The following is a 19,312-nucleotide window of genomic DNA, read 5'->3' as shown; positions in this document are numbered from 1 at the left end:
GACGCCCTGCCCGGCCCAGCCTTTCAGCTGCCGTGGATGATGCGGACGTAGTTGCGCGTCTCGCGATAGGGCGGCACGCCGCCGTATTTCGCCACCGCCGCCGGCCCGGCGTTATAGGCCGCCAGCGCCAGCCGCCAGCTGCCGAAGGTGTTGTACATCATGCGCAGGTAGCGCGCGCCGCCTTCCAGGTTCTGCATCGGGTCGTTGGGATCGACGCCCAGCTTGGCCGCCGTGCCCGGCATCAGCTGCGCCAGCCCCTGCGCCCCCTTGTGCGAGCGGGCCGAGGGGTTCCAGCCCGATTCCTGCTGCACCAGGCGCAGGAACAGATCCTCGGGGATGCCGTGCTTGCGCGCGACGGCACGGGCATGGGGCAGGTACTGGCTGCGCCGGTTGCCGCGATAGGCGGGGATGGCGGTGGGAATGTCCAGCTCCACCACGCTCTTGGTCGAGGTGCCGCCGGGGCGCAGCCGCGCCGATTGCTGGTATTGCGCGGCCAGGCGCGAATCCATCAGCCGGGTCTGGCGCTCGAACTGGGCCAGCCGCGACTTGCCGCTTTTCGCCTGCAGCCGCAGCCCGTCGGCCGTGGCGGGGGCGGCCAGCCCGGCCGAAAGCGCCAGGGCCATCACGGCCCGGCCCAGCTGGCGCATCATCGCCCGATCGCGTGAAAGCATCCTTGGTCCCTCATGCATGGCGTCTTCTTTTTTGCCGGCACTATAGCGCAAAGCGGGCCGCGCGCCGCAAGAGGATTTTGCCGCGCGCCGGGCGGCACCGCCATCGGCGGATTTCCGCCCATGGCCGGGGTGACGCCATTCCGCTTGCCCCCCCGCCCCCTCACGCGCTACACCCCCGCGGGAACGAAGCCAACGAAAGGGACCGCAGCATGGCTGGCAGCGTGAACAAGGTGATCCTGGTCGGCAACCTGGGCCAAGACCCGGAGATCCGCAGCTTTCCCAGCGGCGGCAAGGTCGCCAACCTGCGTATCGCGACCTCGGAGACCTGGAAGGACCGCAACACCGGCGAGCGCAAGGAGCGCACGGAATGGCACACGGTCGCCATCTATTCCGAGCCCCTGGTCCGCGTGGCCGAGCAATACCTGAAAAAGGGCTCCAAGGTCTATGTCGAGGGCCAGCTGGAGACCCGCAAATGGCAGGACCAGAGCGGCAACGACCGCTATTCGACCGAGGTGGCGCTGCGCCCCTTCCGCAGCGAGCTGCACATGCTCGACAGCCGCGGCGGCGGTGCGGCGGGCGGCGGCCGCGATGACGGCTATGGCGGCGGCGGTTACGGGGGCGGCGGCTATGGCGGCGGCGGCTCTTCGGGCGGCAGTTCCTCAGGCGGCGGGCAGTCGCAGAACCGTCCCGATTTCGACGACGACATCCCGTTCTGATCCGCGAATCCTGGGCCCGCGAACCTGGCCCCACGAATCCCGATCCCGGCCCCTCGCGGCCGGGATCTTGCGTTCAGAACCGGCTCAGCAGGTCCGAGCGGAACGAGGCGTCCAGCCGCCGCATGTAGCTTTCGGCGCAGCACATGTGGTCGTGCATGATGCGGGCGGCGGCATCGCCGTCCTCGGCACGAAAGGCGGCCAGCAATTGCCGGTGGCTTTCGATATTCGCCTCGCCGAAGATCTCGTGCTCGCGCATGCTTTCGCTGCGATAGCTGACCAGGTCGCGCAGCATGCTGTTCAGAAAGCGGCACATGAAGACCAGGATCACGTTGTCCGAGGCCTCGCAGAGGATGTCGTGGAACTCGGTCTCGGCCCGGCGCACCACGGCGCGGTCCTGGGCCGCGTTCGCCTCTTCGCAGATGCGGATGTTTTCCTCGAGCCGGCGGAAATGCGCGGGCGTCAGCTTGCCGATGACGTTGCGCGCCAGGCTGACCTCCAGCGACTGGCGCAGCTCGTAGACCTGGGCGAAGTCGATCTTCTGGAAATGCAGGTATTGCCGCAGCTGCTGGGTGACGATGTCGATCGAGGCCGGCTGGATCTCGGGCCCGCCGTTCGGACCCGAGAGCATGCGCACCAGCCCCTCGACCTCCAGCGCCTTCAGCGCCTCGCGGATGGTGCCTTTCGAGCAGCCGTAATGCTCCATCAGCGCGCGCTCATGCGGCAATCGGTCGCCGGGGTGCATGCCGTCGCGGGCGATGCGGCGGCGGATGTCCTCGGCCACCTGGTCCGACAGCTTGATGCGGGTAAGCCTGCGTTCCTTGCCTGCCGGCGCGTCCTGATCCATGCGGTCCTTCAATCCTGCCAGGTTGTCCCCAGGTCCAGCGGATATATGGGCCGGGCGAGTTTTTTGAAAGCAAACAGATCGTAATCCGAGGCGGTTACGCCCGAGCTGGCGCATTCCACCACCGCCTTGGCCAGCGGCTCGAAGACCGGACGGCAATACATGCGCGATTTCAGGTGCAGGAACCGCGCCTTGCCGGCGTCGAGGCCGAGGCAGGAAAAGCAGCCCAGGTCCAGTGGCTCGTGCGGTTCCTCGCAGATCACGATGCGCGCGGCGCCGGTGTCGAAGGCGGCGGCGCGGCCCATCGACAGCCCCTGCCCGTGATAGATCGGGCCGGCCACGCGATAGCGCCCGTCCGACAGCGCCGTGACCCGGCCCGACAGCCGCAGCGGCGGGCGCGGCGCGGGCAGGCCCTCGGCCGGGGTCTTGTTGCCCAGCCGGATCTCGGCCTCGGTTCCCTCGCCCGCGGCCAAAAGCTGCGCCACGGTCTCGGGATCGGCGACGGGACCGACCAGGATGCCCTGCTGCCCGGCGGCCAGCAGTTCCTCCAGCACGTCCATCACGTCGCAGCTGCCGCCCGACATGCAATTGTCGCCATGGTCCAGCAGCAGCACCGGGGCCGAGCCATCGGCCAGCGCGGCGGCGCGGGCGATGGATTGCGCCAGGGGTTCCTCGGCATAGACATATTCGGCGCGCCGGTGCCATGCCTCGCGGCCAAGCTCCTGCGCGACCGCGCGCGCAAGCTCGGGCGTGTCGGCGACGGTGACGATGGACAGGCCGGTCTCGGCCAGGTCGGCGATGGGAAAGCCGCCAAAGACCGTCACCGCCTGCACGCCCGGCCGCGCCTCGGCCTGCCGCGCCAGCGCGATCAGGTCGGTCATGGCGCAGTCGGTCGTCGTGTTCATGCACAGCGTCGCCGCCAGCATCGGCGGGTGGCACAGCGCCATTGCCGGGCGCGGGGCGCCGGAAAGCAGCGGTTCGAACAGGCGCACGACATGTTCGCCGGTCTCGACCATGTCCACATGCGGATAGGTCTTGAAGCCGGCGATCACGTCGCAATGGTCCAGCGTGGCTTGGGTGATATTGCCATGCAGGTCCAGCGCCACGCCGATGGGCACGCCCGGCGCGGCGGCGCGGACGCGGCGCAGCAGTTCGCCCTCGCCGTCGTCATGGCTGCGCGTGACCATGGCGCCGTGCAGGTCCAGCAGGATGCCGTCGCAGCCTTTTTCCACCGCCGCCAGGATCGCCTGCGCCATGGCCTCGAAGGCATCGTCCTCGACGGGCCCCGAGGGCATGGCATGGGCTATCAGCGGCACCTCGACCTCGGCGCCGATGCGGCGGGCGAAGGCGTAAAAGGCGCCGATGGCGGCGGGATAGGTCTCGGCCGCGGCCAGCGCGTCCTCGCCCCATTTCGGGGCAAAGGCGGCCAGCGGGGTCTTGAGCGGCGAGAAGGTGTTGGTCTCGTGGTTCAGCCGGGCCAGGACAAGGCGGGTCATGCGGCGGCCCCCTTGCGGGTCTCGGCCATGCGGCGGTCATAGTCCAGCACCGCCTCCAGCAACACCTGCGCGCCGGCGGCGCATTCCGCGGGTTCGGTCGATTCGGCGGGGTTGTGGCTCAGCCCGTCCTTGCAGGGCACGAAGATCATCGTCGTCGGCGCCTTGGCCGCGGCATGGGCGGCGTCATGGCCGGCGCCCGAGATGATGTCGCGCGTGGAATAGCCCGCCGCCTGCGCCCCCGCCCTGACCGAGGCGATGCATTCGGCGTCGAACACCACCGGCGCGGTGCGCGAGATCTGCTCCAGTCGGCTTTCCAGCCCGACCGCCCCGGCGGCATCCTGCACCAGTGCCTCGACCTCAGCCTGCATCCGGTCCAGCACCGCATCCGAGGGGTGGCGCAGGTCGATGGTGGCGCGCACCTCGCCGGGGATGACGTTGTGCGAATTGGGGCTGATCTCCAGGAAGCCGATGGTGCCCACCGCGTCCTGATGCGCCTTGGCGATGCGGTCGATGCCCTCGATCACCCGCGCCATGCCCAGAAGCGCGTTGCGGCGCATGCCCATGGGGGTCGAGCCAGTATGCGCCGCCGTGCCGGTCAGGGTCAGTTCGAACCAGCGCATGCCCTGGATGCCCTGCACCACGCCGATCTGGATGCCCTCGGCCTCCAGGATCGGGCCCTGCTCGATATGCAGCTCGAACATGGCGCCGAAGCGGACGGCGCCCGCCTTGGCCTCGCCGCGATAGCCGATGCGGTCCAGGCTGGCGCCGAAGGTGTCGCCGCGGGCGTCCGCCCGCCCGTCGCCGTATTCGCGGCTATAGACCCCGGCCCAGATCCCCGAGCCAAGCATGGCCGGCGAAAAGCGCGAGCCCTCCTCGTTGGTCCAGTTGACCAGCATCAGCGGCGCCTCGGTCTGGTAGCCGGCTGCGTCGAGCGTGCGCAGCACCTCGAGCCCCGCCAGCACCCCCAGCACGCCGTCGAACTTGCCGCCGGTCGGCTGGGTGTCCAGGTGGCTGCCCATGGCGATGGCGGGCAGGTCCGCGCGGGCGCCGGGGCGGGTGGCGAACATGTTGCCGGCCTCGTCCACGGTCATGCTCAGCCCCAGCGCGTCGCATTGCGCCCCAAGCCAGTCGCGCACGCGGCGGTCGTCCTCGGACAGCGTCAGCCGGGCGATGCCGCCGTCGGGCGTGGCGCCGATGCGCGCCGTCTCCATCAGGCTGTCCCACAGCCTTTCGGCGTCGATCGTCAGGTTGGACATGGTGGTTTCCTTCATGCCTTCACGCCCAGATAGCGGTCGATGGTATCGGGGTCGCTGCGGAACTGCTCGGCGCTGGCGCAATGCACGATGCGGCCCAGTTCCAGGATGTAGTGCCGGTCGGCCAGTTGGCTGCACACGGCCAGGTTCTGCTCGACCAGCAGGATCGGCACGCCGGCCTCGCGGATCAGGCGGATCTGGGCCACGATCTCCTCGACGATGATCGGGGCCAGGCCCTCGACCGGCTCGTCGAGCATCAGCACCTTGGGGCCGTTCAGCAGCGCGCGGGCGATCGACAGCATCTGCTGCTCGCCCCCCGAAAGCTGGCCGCCGCCGTTCTTCCTGCGCTCCTCGAGCCGCGGAAAGATGCGGTAGATGTCGCCAAGCGACCAGGGCGAGCCGCGGCGCACGGCGATGCGCAGGTTCTCCTCGACGCTGAGCAGCTGGAAGATGCCGCGGTCCTCGGGCACCAGCGACAGCCCGGCCGCGGCGATGCGATGCGCGGGCTGGCCGGTCACGTCGCGGCCCGCCAGTTCCACCCGGCCCTGCCGCGGCGCGATCAGCCCCACGGCGGTCTTCAGCGTCGTGCTTTTGCCGGCGCCGTTGCGGCCCAGCAGGGTGACGATCTCGCCCGGCCCGACCTCCAGCGTAACGCCTTGCAGGATGTGGCTCTTGCCGTAATAGCTGTGCAGATCGGTCAGTCGCAGCGCGGCGCTCATGCGATGTCCCCCGTGATCATGTTGCCCAGATAGGCGCGCTGCACCTCGGGGTCGTCGCGGACCTGGGCGGGCGGCCCCTCGACCAGCTTGCGGCCCAGCCGCATCACCGTGACCATGTCCGAGATGTTCATGACGATGCCCATGTTATGCTCGATGAACAGCACGGTATGGTCGCGGCCCAGGTCGCGGATCAGCTGCTTCATCGCCTCGATGTCGTCGATGCCCATGCCGGATGTCGGCTCGTCCAGCAGGATGACGCGCGGCCGCGCCGCCATGGCCATGCCGACCTCCAGCCGGCGCTGCTGGCCATGCGACAGCTCGCCCGCCAGCCGGTTCGACACGGGGGCAAGCGCCAGCCGCTCGATCACCTCGTCGGCGATGGCCAGCGCCTCGGCATTGGCTTCCGCCCGCCGCCAGGGCGCCAGCGCCTGCCAGGGCGTGCGGCCCTGGGCGGCCAGGCGCAGGTTCTCGCGCAGGGCCAGGTTCGGGAACAGGCTCGTGACCTGGAACGAGCGCGCGATCCCCAGCCGCACCCGGTCGTCGTCCGAGGTGTCGGTGATGTCGCGCCCGTCCAGCTCGATCCGGCCCGAGGATGCCCGCACCCGCCCGGTCAGCGCATGGAACAGCGTGGTCTTGCCCGCGCCGTTCGGCCCGATGATCGAATGGACCGAGTTGCGGCGGATCTGCAGGTCGACCTCGGCCAGCGCGTGGAAGTTGCCGTATTTGACGCCCAGGCCGCGGGTCTGCAATGCGATGTCGGTCATCTCAATGCTCCTCGGCCGGGGTTTCGGGCGCGCGCTCGCGGCGGAAGACCAGGTCGTAGCCGCGCTCGACCAGCCCCCAGAGCCCGCGTTGCAGGAACAGCGCCACCGTCACAAGCACCAGGCCCAAGAGCAGCAGCCAGCGCGGCCAGACCGTCGAGAGCGCATCGGCCAAGAGCAGGTAGAACCCCGCCCCCAGCACCGAGCCGAACAGGCTGGAGCTGCCGCCGATGATGGTCATGATCAGGATCAGCTCGCTGGTGTGGTATTCGATGTTCGACAGGGGCGCGACGCCGATCAGCATGGCATGCAGCGCACCGCCGAAGGCCGTGACCGCGCCCGAGATGGCGAAAGCCTCAAGCTTGAACAGCTTGGTCGGGAAGCCGATGGCGGCCGCCCGCCCCTCGTTCTCGCGGATCGCCAGCAGGGTGCGGCCGAAGGTCGATTGCGTGACCATGACCAGCACCGCGAAGACCGCAACGAAGCAGACGGCGACGAAGGTGTAATAGGACCACGGGCTGTTCAGCGCCGTGCCGCCGACCGAAGGACGCGGCACGCCCAAAAGGCCGTTGTCGCCGCCGGTCACGCCGCTGAACGTATAGGCGACGAAGTAGAACAGCTGCGAGAAGGCCAGCGTCAGCATGACGAAATAGACCCCCTGCCGGCGGATCGACAGCCAGCCGACCAGCGTCGCCGTGGCCGCGCCCAGCACCGCCGCGCCAGCCAGCACCAGGGGCACCGGGACCGACCAGCGCGTCAGGCAGATGCCGGCGACATAGGTGCCGATGCCGAAGAAGATGCCCTGGCCGAAGGACAGCAGGCCGGTGTAGCCCAGAAGCAGGTTGCAAGCCGCGACGACCATGGCGAAGATCAGGATCTCGGTCGCCAGGATGCCGGATTTCAGGAACAGCGGCAGCACCAGCACGGTCAGCAGCGCCAGCGCGAGCTGCGCATAGGGTTTGTCGAGCGGGTTCATGCTCATGCCCTCCCCAACAGGCCGCGGGGCATCAGCGCGATGACCAGCGCCATGCCGACATAGATCATCAGCCGCGCGCCCTCGGGCCAGAGCGTGGTCATGACGCTTTGCACCACGCCGACCAGCAGGCCCGCGACCAGCGCGCCGGTATAGCTGCCCATGCCGCCGATCACGACGACGACGAAGGCGACGGAAAGCGCCTCGATCCCCATGAAGGGCTCGACGCCCCGGATCGGCGCGGCAAGCGCGCCCGCAAGCCCGGCAAGCCCGGCGCCGAAGCCGAAGACGGCGGTGTTGATGCGCAGCGTGTTGTAGCCCAAGAGCGCCATGTTCGCCGGCGATTCGGACCCGCCGCGCACGATGGCGCCCAGCCGCGTGCCTTCGAGCAGCCACCAGAGCAGCCCGGCCAGGACGGCGGTGAAGCCGATGGTGAAGAGCCGGTATTGCGGATAGATGAAATCGCCCAGGATGACGACGCCCTGCAACCCGTCCGGCGCGGGAACCGAGCCGCCCAGCGGCCCCCAGGCGATGATGACCAGCTCCTGCACGACCAGGGCCAGGCCGACCGTCACCAGGATGTGGAAGGTATGCGGCAGCTTGTAGATGCGATGCAGCAGCACCGCCTCGATCAGCGCGGCGATGCCGGCCACGATCAGCGTGGCCAGCGGCATGGCGGCCCAGAAGCTGAAGCCGCGCATGGTCAGGTCATAGGTCAGATAGGCGCCCAGCAGGTAGAAGGCGCCATGGGCGAAGTTCACGAACTGCAACAGGCCGAAGATGACGCTGAGGCCGACGGCGAGCAGGAAATACAGCATCCCCAGACCGATGCCGTTCAGAACCTGGAATAGGTAGATCACGGGCTTCTCCTGAAACCGGGCGAAAAGGCCCCGCGCGACAGGGGTCGCGCGGGGAGGCGGGGGTTCAGGCGGGCATCTTGCAGCCGGCATCCTCGGGCGACAGGAACGACTTGCCGGCGCTGATGACCTCGGCGTAATCGTCCTTGTCGGCCATGTCGGCCTTGGCCTTGCCCTTGAGCAGGTAATAGTCCTTGATGACCTGGTGGTCGGCGGCGCGGATCTCCTCCTCGCCGGTCAGGCCCTGGTATTTCAACCCGCTCAGCGCCGCGGCGACGCCCGCGCCATCCGGCGAGCCGGCCTTGACCGCGGCTTCCAGCAGCAGTTTCGCGCAGATATAGCTGCCGGCAAAGGAATAGTTCGGGTTGAAGCCGTGCTTTTCCTGCACCTTGGCCACCAACTCGCGGTTCAGGGCCGTATCGGCGCCATGCCAGTATTGCGCGCCGAAATAGACGCCCTCGCAGATGTCCGGCCCCAGCGCCTCGAACTGCTCGAGCCCCGAGGCCCAGGCAACGACGATGGTCATGCGCTGCTTGAGGCCAAAGCTGACCGCCTGGCGCAGCGTATCCGAGCTTTGCGCGCCGAAGTTCAAGAGCAGCAGCACGTGGGGCTGGGCGGCGATGGCATTGGTCAGGTAGCCGGAAAATTCCTTGTCGGTCAGCGAATGATAGCTGTTGCCGACATGCTCGATGCCCTTTTCCGCGAACACATCCTTGGCGGCGTTCAGCAGCCCGTCGCCAAAGACGTATTGCGGGGTGATCGTATACCATTTCTTGGCATCGGGCAGCGCGTCGATGATCGGGCGCACGGTCTCGTTGATGGCGCCATAGGTCGGCACCGACCAGCGGAAGGTGGCCTTGTTGCAATCGACGCCGGTGATCTCGTCGGCGCCGGCGGTGGTCATGAAGGCGCCGCCGCCGCGCTCGACCTCCTTGCCCATGGCCAGCGATTCCGACGACAGGATGCCGCCGGCGAACAGCTTGACCCCGTCCTGCGCCAGCGCGTCCTGCACCTTGCGCACCGCGGTCGCAGGCTTGCCCTCGGTATCCAGGTCGAGGGTCGAGACCTGCACGCCATGCGCGGCCGCGACCTCTTCGGCGGCCATCACCGCGCCGATGGTGGCGAACTTGCCGTTGGCGGCAAAGGCGCCCGAGATCGGCACCGGCACGCCGATCTTCAGCGCCTCGCCCTGGGCAAGGGCGCGGGTGACAAGCCCCGGCGCGGCAAGCGCGGCCGCGGCCAGCGTGGATGTGGTCAGGAAACGACGACGATTGATCATGGGGAAACCCTGTTGTTGGCGTTGCATTGGTTCTAGGGGAGGCAACTTTCAAAACTATACGTATAGATAGGATTATCTGTCTATAAGCGGCTTCGCCTCGCCTTCCGAATATTTCCCTTTGAAATCATCGATCTGATCGTTTCTGCATCGCAGCGATAGCTTCGCGCCCGCAGAAAGGGCAGCGGCAAAACCCGCGGCAAGGGCGCGCGACCCAGCCCGATTCGGCCCTGCTTGCGCCGAACTGGCCCCATCTATGGGCGCGATCTGGCTCTATCCCTTTTCCGCATTCGGGCGCAGTCAGGAGGAAACGCCCTTTGCCCGCAGGAGTCCGGCCATGACGCTCGATCTGAACCCCAACGACATGTCCCATGTGGTCGCGGCCGACCGCGCCCATGTCTGGCACCACCTGAGCCAGCACAAGCAATATGAGACCATCGACCCGCGCGTCTTCGTCGAGGGCAAGGGGATGCGGCTCTGGGATGCCACCGGGCGCGAGTTCCTCGATGCGGTTTCGGGCGGGGTCTGGACCGTGAACGTGGGCTACGGCCGCGAAAGCATCGCCGATGCGATCCGCGACCAGCTGGTCAAGCTGAACTATTACGCCGGCGCCGCCGGCACCGTGCCGGGCGCGATCTTCGCCCAGAAGCTGATCGAGAAGATGCCGGGCATGAGCCGGGTCTATTACTCGAACTCGGGCTCGGAAGCGAACGAGAAGGTCTACAAGATGGTGCGCCAGATCGCCGCGCGCCATCACGGCGGCAAGAAGTGGAAGATCCTGTATCGCGACCGCGATTATCACGGCACCACCATCGCCACGCTCGCGACCTCGGGCCAGGACCAGCGCGCCGCGGCCTATGGTCCCTTCCCCGACGGCTTCGTGCGCGTGCCGCATTGCCTGGAATACCGCAAGCAATGGGACGTGGAGAACTATGGCGAGCGCGCCGCCGACGCCATCGAGGAGGTGATCCTGCGCGAGGGCCCCGATACCGTCGGCGCCATCGTGCTGGAGCCGGTGACGGCCGGCGGCGGCGTCATCACCCCGCCCGAGGGCTATTGGCAGCGCGTGCAGGAGATCTGCCGCAAATACGACATCCTGCTGCATATCGACGAGGTGGTCTGCGGGCTTGGCCGCACCGGCACCTGGTTCGGCTATCAGCAATACGGCATCGAGCCGGATTTCGTGACCATGGCCAAGGGCGTCGCCTCGGGCTATGCGGCGATCTCCTGCACCGTCACCACCGAGCGCGTCTTCGACATGTTCAAGGACGCGCCCGAGGACGGCATGAGCTTCTTCCGCGACATCTCGACCTTCGGCGGCTGCACCTCGGGGCCGGTGGCGGCGATCGAGAACATGCGCATCATCGAGGACGAGGGGCTGCTGGCGAATACCGTCGCCATGGGCGAGCGCACGCTGGCGAACCTGCGCGCGCTGATGGAGAAGCACGCGGTCATCGGCGACGTGCGCGGCAAGGGCTTGTTCTGCGGCGCCGAACTGGTCGCCGACCGCGCCAGCAAGGAGCCGATGGACGAGAAGAAGGTGCAGGCCGTGGTCGCCGACTGCCTGGCGCAGGGCGTCATCATCGGCGCCACCAACCGCTCGCTGCCGGGCTTCAACAACACGCTTTGCCTGTCGCCGGCGCTGATCGCCACGGCGGACGACATCGACCGCATCACCGATGCCATCGACAACGCGCTGACCAGGGTCTTTGCCTGACCCTTGATCCGCGGCGGCATTCGGGGGAGTGATGGACCCCGCCAGCCGCCGCGGATCACCCCATGCCGATTCCCCCCGACGCCTTCTTCCTGGACCACGCCGCCGGCCTGCCGCTTCAGGTCCAGCTGCGGCGCCAGATCATCGCCGCGGTGACGGCCGGCCGCTTTCGCGCGGGCGAGAAGCTGCCCTCGACCCGCGCGCTGGCCCGGCACCTGGGCGTGGCGCGGGTGACGGTGGCGCAGGCTTTCGCCGAGCTGGTCTCGACCGACTACCTGGCCAGCCGCGACCGCTCGGGCCATTACATCTCGGACAGCATCGAGCGGCGGCTGGAGGCCGAGGCTCCCGCCCCGGCGACGCCGCGCTTCGACTGGGACAGCCAGATCGAGGGCCGCTTTGCCCGCGCCCAACGCACGGATCGCGAACGCGACTGGCGCCGCTTTGCCTATCCCTTCGTCTATGGCCAGGCCGATCCGGCGCTGGTCGACCACGCCGCCTGGCGCGACTGCGCCATGCGCGCGCTTGGCCGGCGCGAGTTCGACAGCCTGACCGGCGATCTCTACGACGCCGACGACCCGGAACTGGTCGACCATATCGCCCGCCAGATCCTGCCCCGCCGCGGCATCAGCGCCGGGCGCGACGAGATCCTGCTGACCATGGGGGCGCAGAACGCGCTGTGGCTGGTGGCGCAGGTGCTGCTGCGCCCCGGCGCCTCCTGCGCCGTGGAAGACCCCTCCTATCCCGGCCAGCGCGAAATCCTGCTGGCCAGCCGCGCACGCATCCTGCCGGTTCCCGTCGATGCGCGCGGCCTGCTCCCCGATGCCATCCCGCCCGGCGTCGCGGCGGTCTTCACCACTGCCAGCCACCAGTGCCCGACCAATTCCACCATGCCGCTGGCCCGGCGCAAGGAACTGCTGGCCCGCGCCCAGGCGCAAGGCTTCGCCGTGGTCGAGGACGACTACGAATTCGAGATGTCCTTTGCCGGCGCGCCCTCGCCCGCGCTCAAGGCCATCGACCGGGCGGGGGCGGTGATCTATATCGGCTCCTTCTCGAAATCGGTGTTTCCCGGCGTGCGGCTGGGCTATGTCGTGGCCGATCCGCGCGTCATCGCCGAGGCCCGCGCCCTGCGCGGCATGGTGCTGCGCCACCCGCCGGGCCATATGCAGCGCACGCTGGCGCATTTCCTGTCGCTGGGCCATTACGACGCGCAGGCGAACCGCATGCGCCGCGCCTATGCCCGGCGGCGCGAGGTGATGCTGGCCGCCATCGCGCGCGAGGGGCTGCGGCTCGCCTCGCCCGAGGCGACCGGGGGCTCCAGCTTCTGGCTGGCGACGCCCGAGGGGGTGGATTCCTCGGCGCTTGCACTCCGGCTCAAGGCGCGCGGCGTGCTGATCGAGGGCGGCGCGGCCTTCTTTGCCCAGCCGGCGCGGGGGCGGGGCTTCTTTCGCCTCGCCTATTCCTCGATCTCGGCCGAGCGCATTCCCGAAGGCATCCGCCGCATCGCCGAGGCCCTGCAAGAGCAGGACCGGGGAGCGCCGCCGCCCGAGAGTTAGCTAGCCCCGGCCCCAATCGGCGTCGCGCATCTCGCGCAGCCGGCTGGCGGTGCGCTCGAACTCGAAGGCGCCCTCGCCCTCGGCGTAAAGCTGTTCGGGCTCGTCGGCGGCGCTGGCGATCAGCCGGACCCTGGCCTCGTAAAGCGCGTCGATCAGGGTGACGAAGCGCTTGGCCTCGTTGTAGTTCGATTGGCCAAGGCGGGGGATGGCGTCGATGAAGAGCAGGTCCAGCGCCTCGGCCATGGCCAGGTAATCGGCCGGGCCCAGGGGCTTGCCGCAAATATCCCAGAAGCCCGCGCGGCCGATGCGGCCGACATGCCGCGGGATCTCGACCTTGCGGCCCTTGATCTCGAGCAGCAGGGGCGCGGCCGCCGCGCCGCCGGTTTCGGCCTGCCACAGCGCATCCATCTGCGCCCGCGCCGCCGCATCGGCGGGGATGAACCAGACCTGCCCGCCCTCGTCGCGATTCTGGCGGTGATCGGTGGCGCTGGCCAGCTCGACCACTTCCAGCCGCTCGCGGATCAGCGCGATGAAGGGCAGGAAAAGCTGGCGGTTGAGGCCGTTCTTGTAAAGATCCTCGGGCACCCGGTTCGAGGTGGTGACGACGGTCACGCCCTCTTCGAACAGCACCTGGAACAGCCGGCCGACGATCATCGCATCGGCGATGTCGGTGATCTGCATCTCGTCGAAACACAGCAGCCGCGCCTGCTGCGCCACCGCCTTGGCGACCGGGCGGACGGCGTCCTGCTGGCCGGTCTTGCGCACGCCCTCCAGCGCGCCCTGGATCTCTTGCATGAATTCGTGGAAATGCACCCGGCGCTTGGCGGCGACCGGCGCCGCCTCCATCACCAGGTCCATCAGCATCGACTTGCCGCGGCCGACGCCGCCCCACAGGTAAAGGCCCCGCACCGCCGGCGCAGGCGCAGGGGCCGCGCCCCGCAACCGCGCGAGCCAGCCGTTCTTCTGCGGCGCGGGCGCCGGGGCTGCGGCCAATTCCCGCACCAGCCGGTCCAGCACCGGCAGGACGCCGCGCTGCGCCGCGTCGGGTTCCAGCCGCCCCGCCGCCACGCGGGCCTCGTAGAGTTCGGATACGCTTGCCATATCCGCCCCCTGCCAAAGAAAGGACCGGCCCGCAAGGGCCGGCCCGGCAATTCCCATGAATTTCGTCGGGTTCAGCGCCCGCGGCGCTGGAAACTGCCGCGCGGATCGGTGCCGCGGCCCAGCCAGTTCTGCGTCACCGCGGCGATCTGGTTCACGATCTGCACCCGCTGGGTCAGGCCCTTGGCATCGGCCTCGTCCCCGGCCCGGCCGACGAGGGCGGGAAACTCGGCCTTGACCAGTTGCGGCTGGCTCAGCGCGGCCCCGCTGCGGGCGTCGAAGACCTGCACGGTATAGTGGATGTTGTGGACGCCCGAGTTCTGCAACCGCTGGCGCACCACCGGGGTGATGGCGTGGAAGCGGTCGAGGGTGGCGACGATGCGCACGCCCGTCTTGCCCTTCAGCCCGGCGGCACCCCGTTCGATGCCTTCCTCTAGGATGGCGGCCACCTGGGCGCGCCGGTCGCCCGCCGGCTCGCCATGCCAGACGATGTCGGCATTGGGCATGTAGCTGTTCGCCTCGGAGGTGGTCAGCTCGTCCGGCACCGCGACCTCGACCGCGGCAAGGCGCCAGCCGGCGGTCTGCGCCGGATCAAGCTGTTCGTAGGCGGTTTCCCAGGTGCTGGCGCAGCCCGAGAGCCCAAGGGCCAGGCCAAGCGCCAGAAGCGCAGGTTTCAACATGGGGTGGTTCCTCGTTAAAATCGAATGAATGGAAGGCCGGCGACAGGCCGGCCGCTGAAATTGCGCCAGGGTCTTTGGGCATGATCGTGGCCTGGAAAATCGGATGGATCAGAAAAGCGCCTTTCGCAAACGGGCCGGCTTGCGCCGCCCTTAGGTCGCGGGAACAATCCCGCAAACCGATGGAAGGATAGTCCTGGTTTTCCAATGCGCAAGAGATTCGATTCCATACAGGCCGCCGCCCGCGCCGAACCCTGTCCCGACTGGCCCCTGCGTGCGGCAAGGCTGCGCACCCTGCGGCAGATGCTGGACGAGAACCGCCGCCGCCTCGGCCAGGCCATCGCCCGCGATTTCGGCCAGCGCCCCCAGGCCGAGACCGACCTGGCCGAGGTCTTTCCGGCGCGCGCCGGCATCCGCCACGCGCTGCGCCACGGCCGCGGCTGGATGCGCCGCCGCCCGGCGCGGACCGGGCCATGGTTCTGGCCCGCGCGCTCATGGGTCCAGCCGCGGCCGCTGGGCGTGGTGGGGATCGTGGTGCCGTGGAACTATCCGCTGTTTCTCAGCATCGGGCCGCTGACCGATGCGCTGGCGGCCGGCAACCGGGTCATGCTCAAGCTGTCCGAACATGCCCCCGGCTTTGCCGAGGCCTTCGCCGAGGCGGCGGCGCGGCATTTCGACGCGGATGTGCTGGCGGTCGTGACCGGCGGGCCCGAGGTCGCGGCCGAGTTCGCCGCCCTGCCCTTCGACCATCTGCTGTTCACCGGCTCGGGCCGCGTCGGGCGGCAGGTGATGCAGGCGGCCGCGGCGAACCTGACCCCGGTCACGCTGGAGCTGGGCGGCAAGTCCCCGGCCCTCGTCGCGCCCGATGCGCCGCTGGCCCATGCGGTGGACCGGATCATGACCGGCAAGCTGCTGAACGCCGGCCAGACCTGCATCGCACCCGATTACGTGCTGCTGCCGCGCGCCGGGATCGAGCCGTTCATCGCCGAGGCCCGCACCTGGGTCGCCCGGCACTATCCTCGGCTGGAGGGGAATGCCGATTACAGCCGCATCATCAACGACGCGCAGTTCCGGCGCCTGGACGACTGGATCGCGCAGGCCCGCGACGCCGGCGCCGCCGGCGCCGCCCTGCACCCGCTAAGCGACGCGGCCCCCGATCCCGCCAGCCGGCTGATGCCGCCGCTGATCGTGACCGATGCGCAAGGCCCGCTGGCCGAGCAGGAGATCTTCGGCCCCATCCTGCCGCTGGTCCCCTATGACAGGCTGCGCGAGGCGGTGGACCACATCCTGGCCCGGCCGCGCCCGCTGGCCTTCTATCCCTTCACCCAGGACGACGAGACGCTGGCGCTGCTGCTGGGGACCGTCGCAGCGGGCGGGGTGACGGTGAACGACACGCTGATGCACGTCGCCCAGCCCGGCCTGCCCTTTGGCGGTATCGGCGCCAGCGGCATGGGCGCCTGGCACGGCAAGGCGGGGTTCGACCGCCTGTCGCACCTGATGCCGGTGTTCCGGCAGGCGCGGCCGAACGGCGCCGGGCTGCTGGCGCCGCCCTATGGCGCGCGGTTCCGCATGCTGATGCGCTGGATTCTGCGGCTCTAGACGATGGACTGGTTGCGGGTCTCGGCCCGGATGAACAGCGTGCCGATGGCGGCCAGGAGCAGCAGCGCGGCAAAGACGCCGATGGCGACGCCGAAGCCGCGCGCCACGACATAGCCCATGAGCGAGGGCGCCAGCAGCCCGCCCACCCGTGCCACCGCGCTGGCCGTGCCCATGCCGGTGCCGCGCAGGCCGGTCGGGTAAAGCTCGGGGGTGAAGGCGTAAAGCGCCCCCCAGGTGCCCAGCAGCGCAAAGCTCATCAGCAGCAGCGAGGCGGCGACCAGCCAGGGGCTGCCTGCGACGGTGAACAGGAAACAGCCCGCCGCGCTGAGCAGCAGGAAGACCTGCAAGGTGGGCTTCCTGCCCCAGCTTTCCACGCCATGCGCCGCCAGCGCATAGCCGGGCAACTGCGCCAGCGCCATCAGCACCAGGAAGCCATAGCCGCGCACGAAGCCGAAACCGCCCTTGGCCAGCTCCGCCGGCAGCCAGACGAAGACGCCGTAATAGGACAGCGAGACCAGGAACCAGGCGGCAAAGATGCCCAGGCTGCGGTTGCGCAGCTCGGGGCCGAACAGCCGCGCCTCGGCGGTGACGGGCGGCGCGGTCAGCCGGGCGCCCTGCGGCAACGCGCGGGCGCCGTTCGCGGTCAGCACCCGGTCCACGACCGCCCGCGCGCCCGGCTCGTCGCCCTTGCGCAGCAGGTACATCGGCGATTCCGGCACCCAGAGCCGCAGCCAGATGCCGATCAGCGCCGGCAGCGCGGCGACGGCAAAGATCCAGCGCCAGGGCTCGGCCGCGCCGGCCAGATGCGCGATCCAGGCGGTCAAGGCGATGGCGATGGTGCCGATGGCCCAGAACCCCTCGAGCCAGACCAGCCAGCGGCCGCGGTTCCTGGGCGGCAGGAACTCGGCCATCATGGCGTAATCGACCGGCAGCGTGCCGCCCACCGCCATGCCGGTCAGGAAGCGCAGCAGCATCAGCGACCAGATGTCTGGCGCAAAGACCGAGGCCAGGCCGAAGACCGCATCGCAGCCCACCGTCAAGAGCAGCACGTTGCGCCGCCCGATCCGGTCGGCGATGCGCCCGAACAGCGTTGCGCCCGCGAACATGCCCAGGAAGAACAGCGTGCCGGTCTGCAGGGCCTGCGGCACGGTCAGCCCGAAGCTGGCCGCGATCGAGGCGGCGGTGAAGCCGATGGCGATGACCTGCATCGCATCCGCCGCCCAGACCAGGCCGAAGATGCCCAGCAGCCGCTGCTGGAAACGGCCCGCGCCACCCTGGGTCAGGGCCTCGTCGATGGTCAGGTTCATGGGTCTTCTCCGCCTTGACGCCTGCGCCGCGGTCTTGCGGCGATCACCGCCATGTCCCACAGGAAAACGCCCGCCGACAAGCGGTTTTGCGCAAGGCGATGCGGGGCGGACGACGCAGGCATGAAAAGCGGGCATGAAAAAAGGCCGCCCCGGCGGGGCGACCTCTGGCGGGGCGGACGGGGCCGCGGGACCGTCAGGCGGACAGAAAATCCTCGATCACCTGCTCGAAGCTGGCGGCAAAGCTGCCGCCCGCCGGGCGGCCGAACAGCGCCGCGCGCATCACCGTGCCATGCAACCTCTGGCCGATGGCGACGGTTGCGTATTCCACGCCCGGAATGCCCGGCACGCTGAAGGTCGCGATGCTTCCCCCCCGCGTATAGGCACGCACCATCTGCGCCGCATTGTCGATCTCGATCCCCACCACGAAGGCCTCGGGCGTGGCGGGCGCCCCCCCGAGATTGACCACGCGCGAGGTTTCCCCGTCGTGGTAATAGGACTGCAGCTTGCCCTTGTTGCTGGTGATCGAGACGGGGCCGCCGGCGGGATTGGTCGCGAAAAGCTGCGCCACCCCGGAGTTGTGATGCTCGATCGCCAGGCGCAGGACGACGAACATCCCGCCGATGCCGCTGGTCGAGATCCCCGAGGCCTGCAGGAAGCCGCCGCCGTCGAAGCGGATGCCCGCGGGCGTCATGGCAATGGCCTGCCCCGAGCCGACCCGCGCCAGATCCCAGCCGCCATTGCCGCCGTTCACCAGCCCCGAGACGGCATCGGCCGTGCCGGAAAACGCGGAACCGGCGTGGAAATACCCCGCCGCCCGCGCGTAATCCAGGCCCGGCGCCCCCGGTTCGGCGACCGTCAGCAGCGCCGGGGCGGCGACGGCCGTGCCCGAGGCATTGCTCCAGTTGACCGCCAGCGCATATTCGCCGGGCTCGGACAGTTCCATGCTCAGCTGGTCCGGGTCGACCTGGTCGCGAATCGAGCTGTCGCCCAGAGTCAGATCCCATGCCGCGGCCGGCGGCGGCGCGCCCTCGGCCGCGCCCAGGTCCAGGGTGATGCTGTCGCCCAGCCCGGCCCCTTCGGGCAGCAGCGCGGGCTGGCGGGTGATCGTCGGGGCCACCGCGGGCTCGGGGGGTTGCGCCCCGATCAGCACCGCGCCGCTTGCGTCCAGCAAGGCCGCCGGCTCGCCGCCCAGATAGATCTGCTGCACCCCCTGGAACAGGCTGCCCTCGATGGTGCCATGGATCACCGGCGGCGCGTCCCGCCCGTCCAGGACCAGCAGGTCGTTCGGGCGGCGCTGGCTTTCGGGCAGGGCGAGGTAGCGGTCATGGTCCGAAACCGTGATCAGCCGCGCCACGTTGCCCTCGCGCGCGGCCCGCAGGTTCTGCGCGCTGGTCCGCTCCAGCTCGCCCAGCGTCGTCGCCAGCGCCGAGGCCAGGAACAGCGATTTCGCCTCGAACACCTTGGCGACATAGTGGTTGTAGCCCTCGATGGTCCAAGTCGTGCCCGCCCGCTCGCCCTCGCCGTTCACGATCAGATCCAGCGACCAGCCGCCCTGCGCATCCGTCGTCGCCTCGACCTTCTGCGTCACCACCCGCAGCCCGCCGTCGAATATGTCCGAGCCCTGAAGCGTCGCGACGATCTTGCCCGCCGCGATCGGCGCAAGCGTCGCATCCATCAGAACGCCCCTGACTGTGGCTTTGTTCGGCATCTCACCCTCTCCTCATCCGAATGGCGCCGCATTATCGGGGAGGGGAAAAGCCGTTGCGCCAAGGCCGGCCGCAACGGCCGCTGTCAGGGGATC

17 protein-coding genes are annotated in these 19,312 nt (G+C 69.3%); 4 read left to right on the top strand and 13 right to left on the bottom strand.

The features are described from left to right. Nucleotides 1–23: 23 nt before the first annotated feature. The gene (locus E3U25_RS12015) at nucleotides 24–671 is read right to left on the bottom strand and encodes a lytic transglycosylase domain-containing protein (protein WP_036756703.1); all 648 of its coding nucleotides are present in this window, start codon (nucleotides 669–671) and stop codon (nucleotides 24–26) included. A gap of 209 nt (nucleotides 672–880) precedes the next feature. Here E3U25_RS12015 and ssb point away from each other — a divergent pair, with 209 nt between their 5' ends. Further along, entirely contained in the window at nucleotides 881–1,387 is a 507-nt protein-coding gene (gene ssb / locus E3U25_RS12010) for a single-stranded DNA-binding protein (RefSeq protein ID WP_116222589.1), read from the top strand. 73 nt (nucleotides 1,388–1,460) lie between these two features. Here the strand turns inward: ssb and E3U25_RS12005 are convergent, their stop codons facing one another. From E3U25_RS12005 to E3U25_RS11970, 8 genes are all read right to left on the bottom strand, one after another. Next, a complete protein-coding gene (locus tag E3U25_RS12005; protein ID WP_072461938.1) occupies nucleotides 1,461–2,231 on the bottom strand; it encodes a FadR/GntR family transcriptional regulator in 771 nt (256 codons plus the stop codon). An 8-nt stretch (nucleotides 2,232–2,239) separates the two neighbouring features. Then, on the bottom strand, nucleotides 2,240–3,724 hold the full coding sequence (locus E3U25_RS12000) for a M81 family metallopeptidase (RefSeq protein WP_116222588.1): 1,485 nt from the start codon (nucleotides 3,722–3,724) through the stop codon (nucleotides 2,240–2,242). Continuing rightward, nucleotides 3,721–4,980, bottom strand: a complete 1,260-nt coding sequence (locus E3U25_RS11995) for a Zn-dependent hydrolase (protein WP_166435580.1) — start codon at nucleotides 4,978–4,980, stop codon at nucleotides 3,721–3,723. Before E3U25_RS11995 ends, E3U25_RS12000 begins: the two co-directional genes overlap by 4 nt. 11 nt (nucleotides 4,981–4,991) lie before the next feature. Then, nucleotides 4,992–5,696 (bottom strand): ABC transporter ATP-binding protein, encoded by a 705-nt coding sequence (locus tag E3U25_RS11990; protein ID WP_072461935.1) that lies wholly within the window; start codon nucleotides 5,694–5,696, stop codon nucleotides 4,992–4,994. Beyond that, nucleotides 5,693–6,460: an ABC transporter ATP-binding protein gene (locus E3U25_RS11985; protein ID WP_036756714.1), complete on the bottom strand. Its 768-nt coding sequence runs from the start codon at nucleotides 6,458–6,460 to the stop codon at nucleotides 5,693–5,695. Before E3U25_RS11985 ends, E3U25_RS11990 begins: the two co-directional genes overlap by 4 nt. Nucleotide 6,461: 1 nt before the next feature. Then, nucleotides 6,462–7,433 (bottom strand): branched-chain amino acid ABC transporter permease, encoded by a 972-nt coding sequence (locus E3U25_RS11980; protein ID WP_244295284.1) that lies wholly within the window; start codon nucleotides 7,431–7,433, stop codon nucleotides 6,462–6,464. 2 nt (nucleotides 7,434–7,435) lie between these two features. Next, nucleotides 7,436–8,290, bottom strand: coding sequence for a branched-chain amino acid ABC transporter permease (locus E3U25_RS11975; RefSeq protein ID WP_036756728.1), 855 nt, complete (start codon nucleotides 8,288–8,290; stop codon nucleotides 7,436–7,438). 64 nt (nucleotides 8,291–8,354) lie between these two features. Continuing rightward, on the bottom strand, nucleotides 8,355–9,566 hold the full coding sequence (locus E3U25_RS11970) for an ABC transporter substrate-binding protein (protein ID WP_116222585.1): 1,212 nt from the start codon (nucleotides 9,564–9,566) through the stop codon (nucleotides 8,355–8,357). A gap of 334 nt (nucleotides 9,567–9,900) precedes the next feature. On the opposite strand from E3U25_RS11970, the gene tpa reads away from it, so the two are divergent. Beyond that, a complete protein-coding gene (gene tpa / locus E3U25_RS11965; RefSeq protein ID WP_116222845.1) occupies nucleotides 9,901–11,280 on the top strand; it encodes a hypotaurine--pyruvate aminotransferase Tpa in 1,380 nt (459 codons plus the stop codon). A gap of 62 nt (nucleotides 11,281–11,342) precedes the next feature. After that, complete coding sequence (pdxR, locus tag E3U25_RS11960) at nucleotides 11,343–12,830, top strand: MocR-like pyridoxine biosynthesis transcription factor PdxR (protein ID WP_116222584.1); 1,488 nt, start codon at nucleotides 11,343–11,345, stop codon at nucleotides 12,828–12,830. On the opposite strand, the gene zapE is transcribed toward pdxR, so the two are convergent. Next, nucleotides 12,831–13,931, bottom strand: a complete 1,101-nt coding sequence (gene zapE, locus E3U25_RS11955; protein WP_116222583.1) for a cell division protein ZapE — start codon at nucleotides 13,929–13,931, stop codon at nucleotides 12,831–12,833. A gap of 71 nt (nucleotides 13,932–14,002) precedes the next feature. Continuing rightward, entirely contained in the window at nucleotides 14,003–14,608 is a 606-nt protein-coding gene (locus E3U25_RS11950; protein WP_116222582.1) for a DUF6778 family protein, read from the bottom strand. 204 nt (nucleotides 14,609–14,812) lie between these two features. On the opposite strand from E3U25_RS11950, the gene E3U25_RS11945 reads away from it, so the two are divergent. Next, nucleotides 14,813–16,204 carry a coniferyl aldehyde dehydrogenase gene (locus E3U25_RS11945; RefSeq protein ID WP_116222581.1) on the top strand — a complete coding sequence of 464 codons (1,392 nt, stop codon included), beginning with the start codon at nucleotides 14,813–14,815 and terminating at the stop codon, nucleotides 16,202–16,204. Here the strand turns inward: E3U25_RS11945 and E3U25_RS11940 are convergent. Both E3U25_RS11940 and E3U25_RS11935 read right to left on the bottom strand, forming a co-directional pair. Further along, entirely contained in the window at nucleotides 16,201–17,511 is a 1,311-nt protein-coding gene (locus tag E3U25_RS11940) for an MFS transporter (RefSeq protein ID WP_116222580.1), read from the bottom strand. The genes E3U25_RS11945 and E3U25_RS11940 overlap by 4 nt on opposite strands. 193 nt (nucleotides 17,512–17,704) lie before the next feature. After that, complete coding sequence (locus tag E3U25_RS11935) at nucleotides 17,705–19,219, bottom strand: hypothetical protein (protein WP_244295281.1); 1,515 nt, start codon at nucleotides 19,217–19,219, stop codon at nucleotides 17,705–17,707. Between the last annotated feature and the right edge of the window lie 93 nt (nucleotides 19,220–19,312).

The sequence above is a fragment of the Paracoccus versutus genome (assembly GCF_029909795.1).
GTDB lineage: Bacteria > Pseudomonadota > Alphaproteobacteria > Rhodobacterales > Rhodobacteraceae > Paracoccus > Paracoccus versutus.
This window is presented reverse-complemented; position numbering and strand designations above follow the sequence as displayed.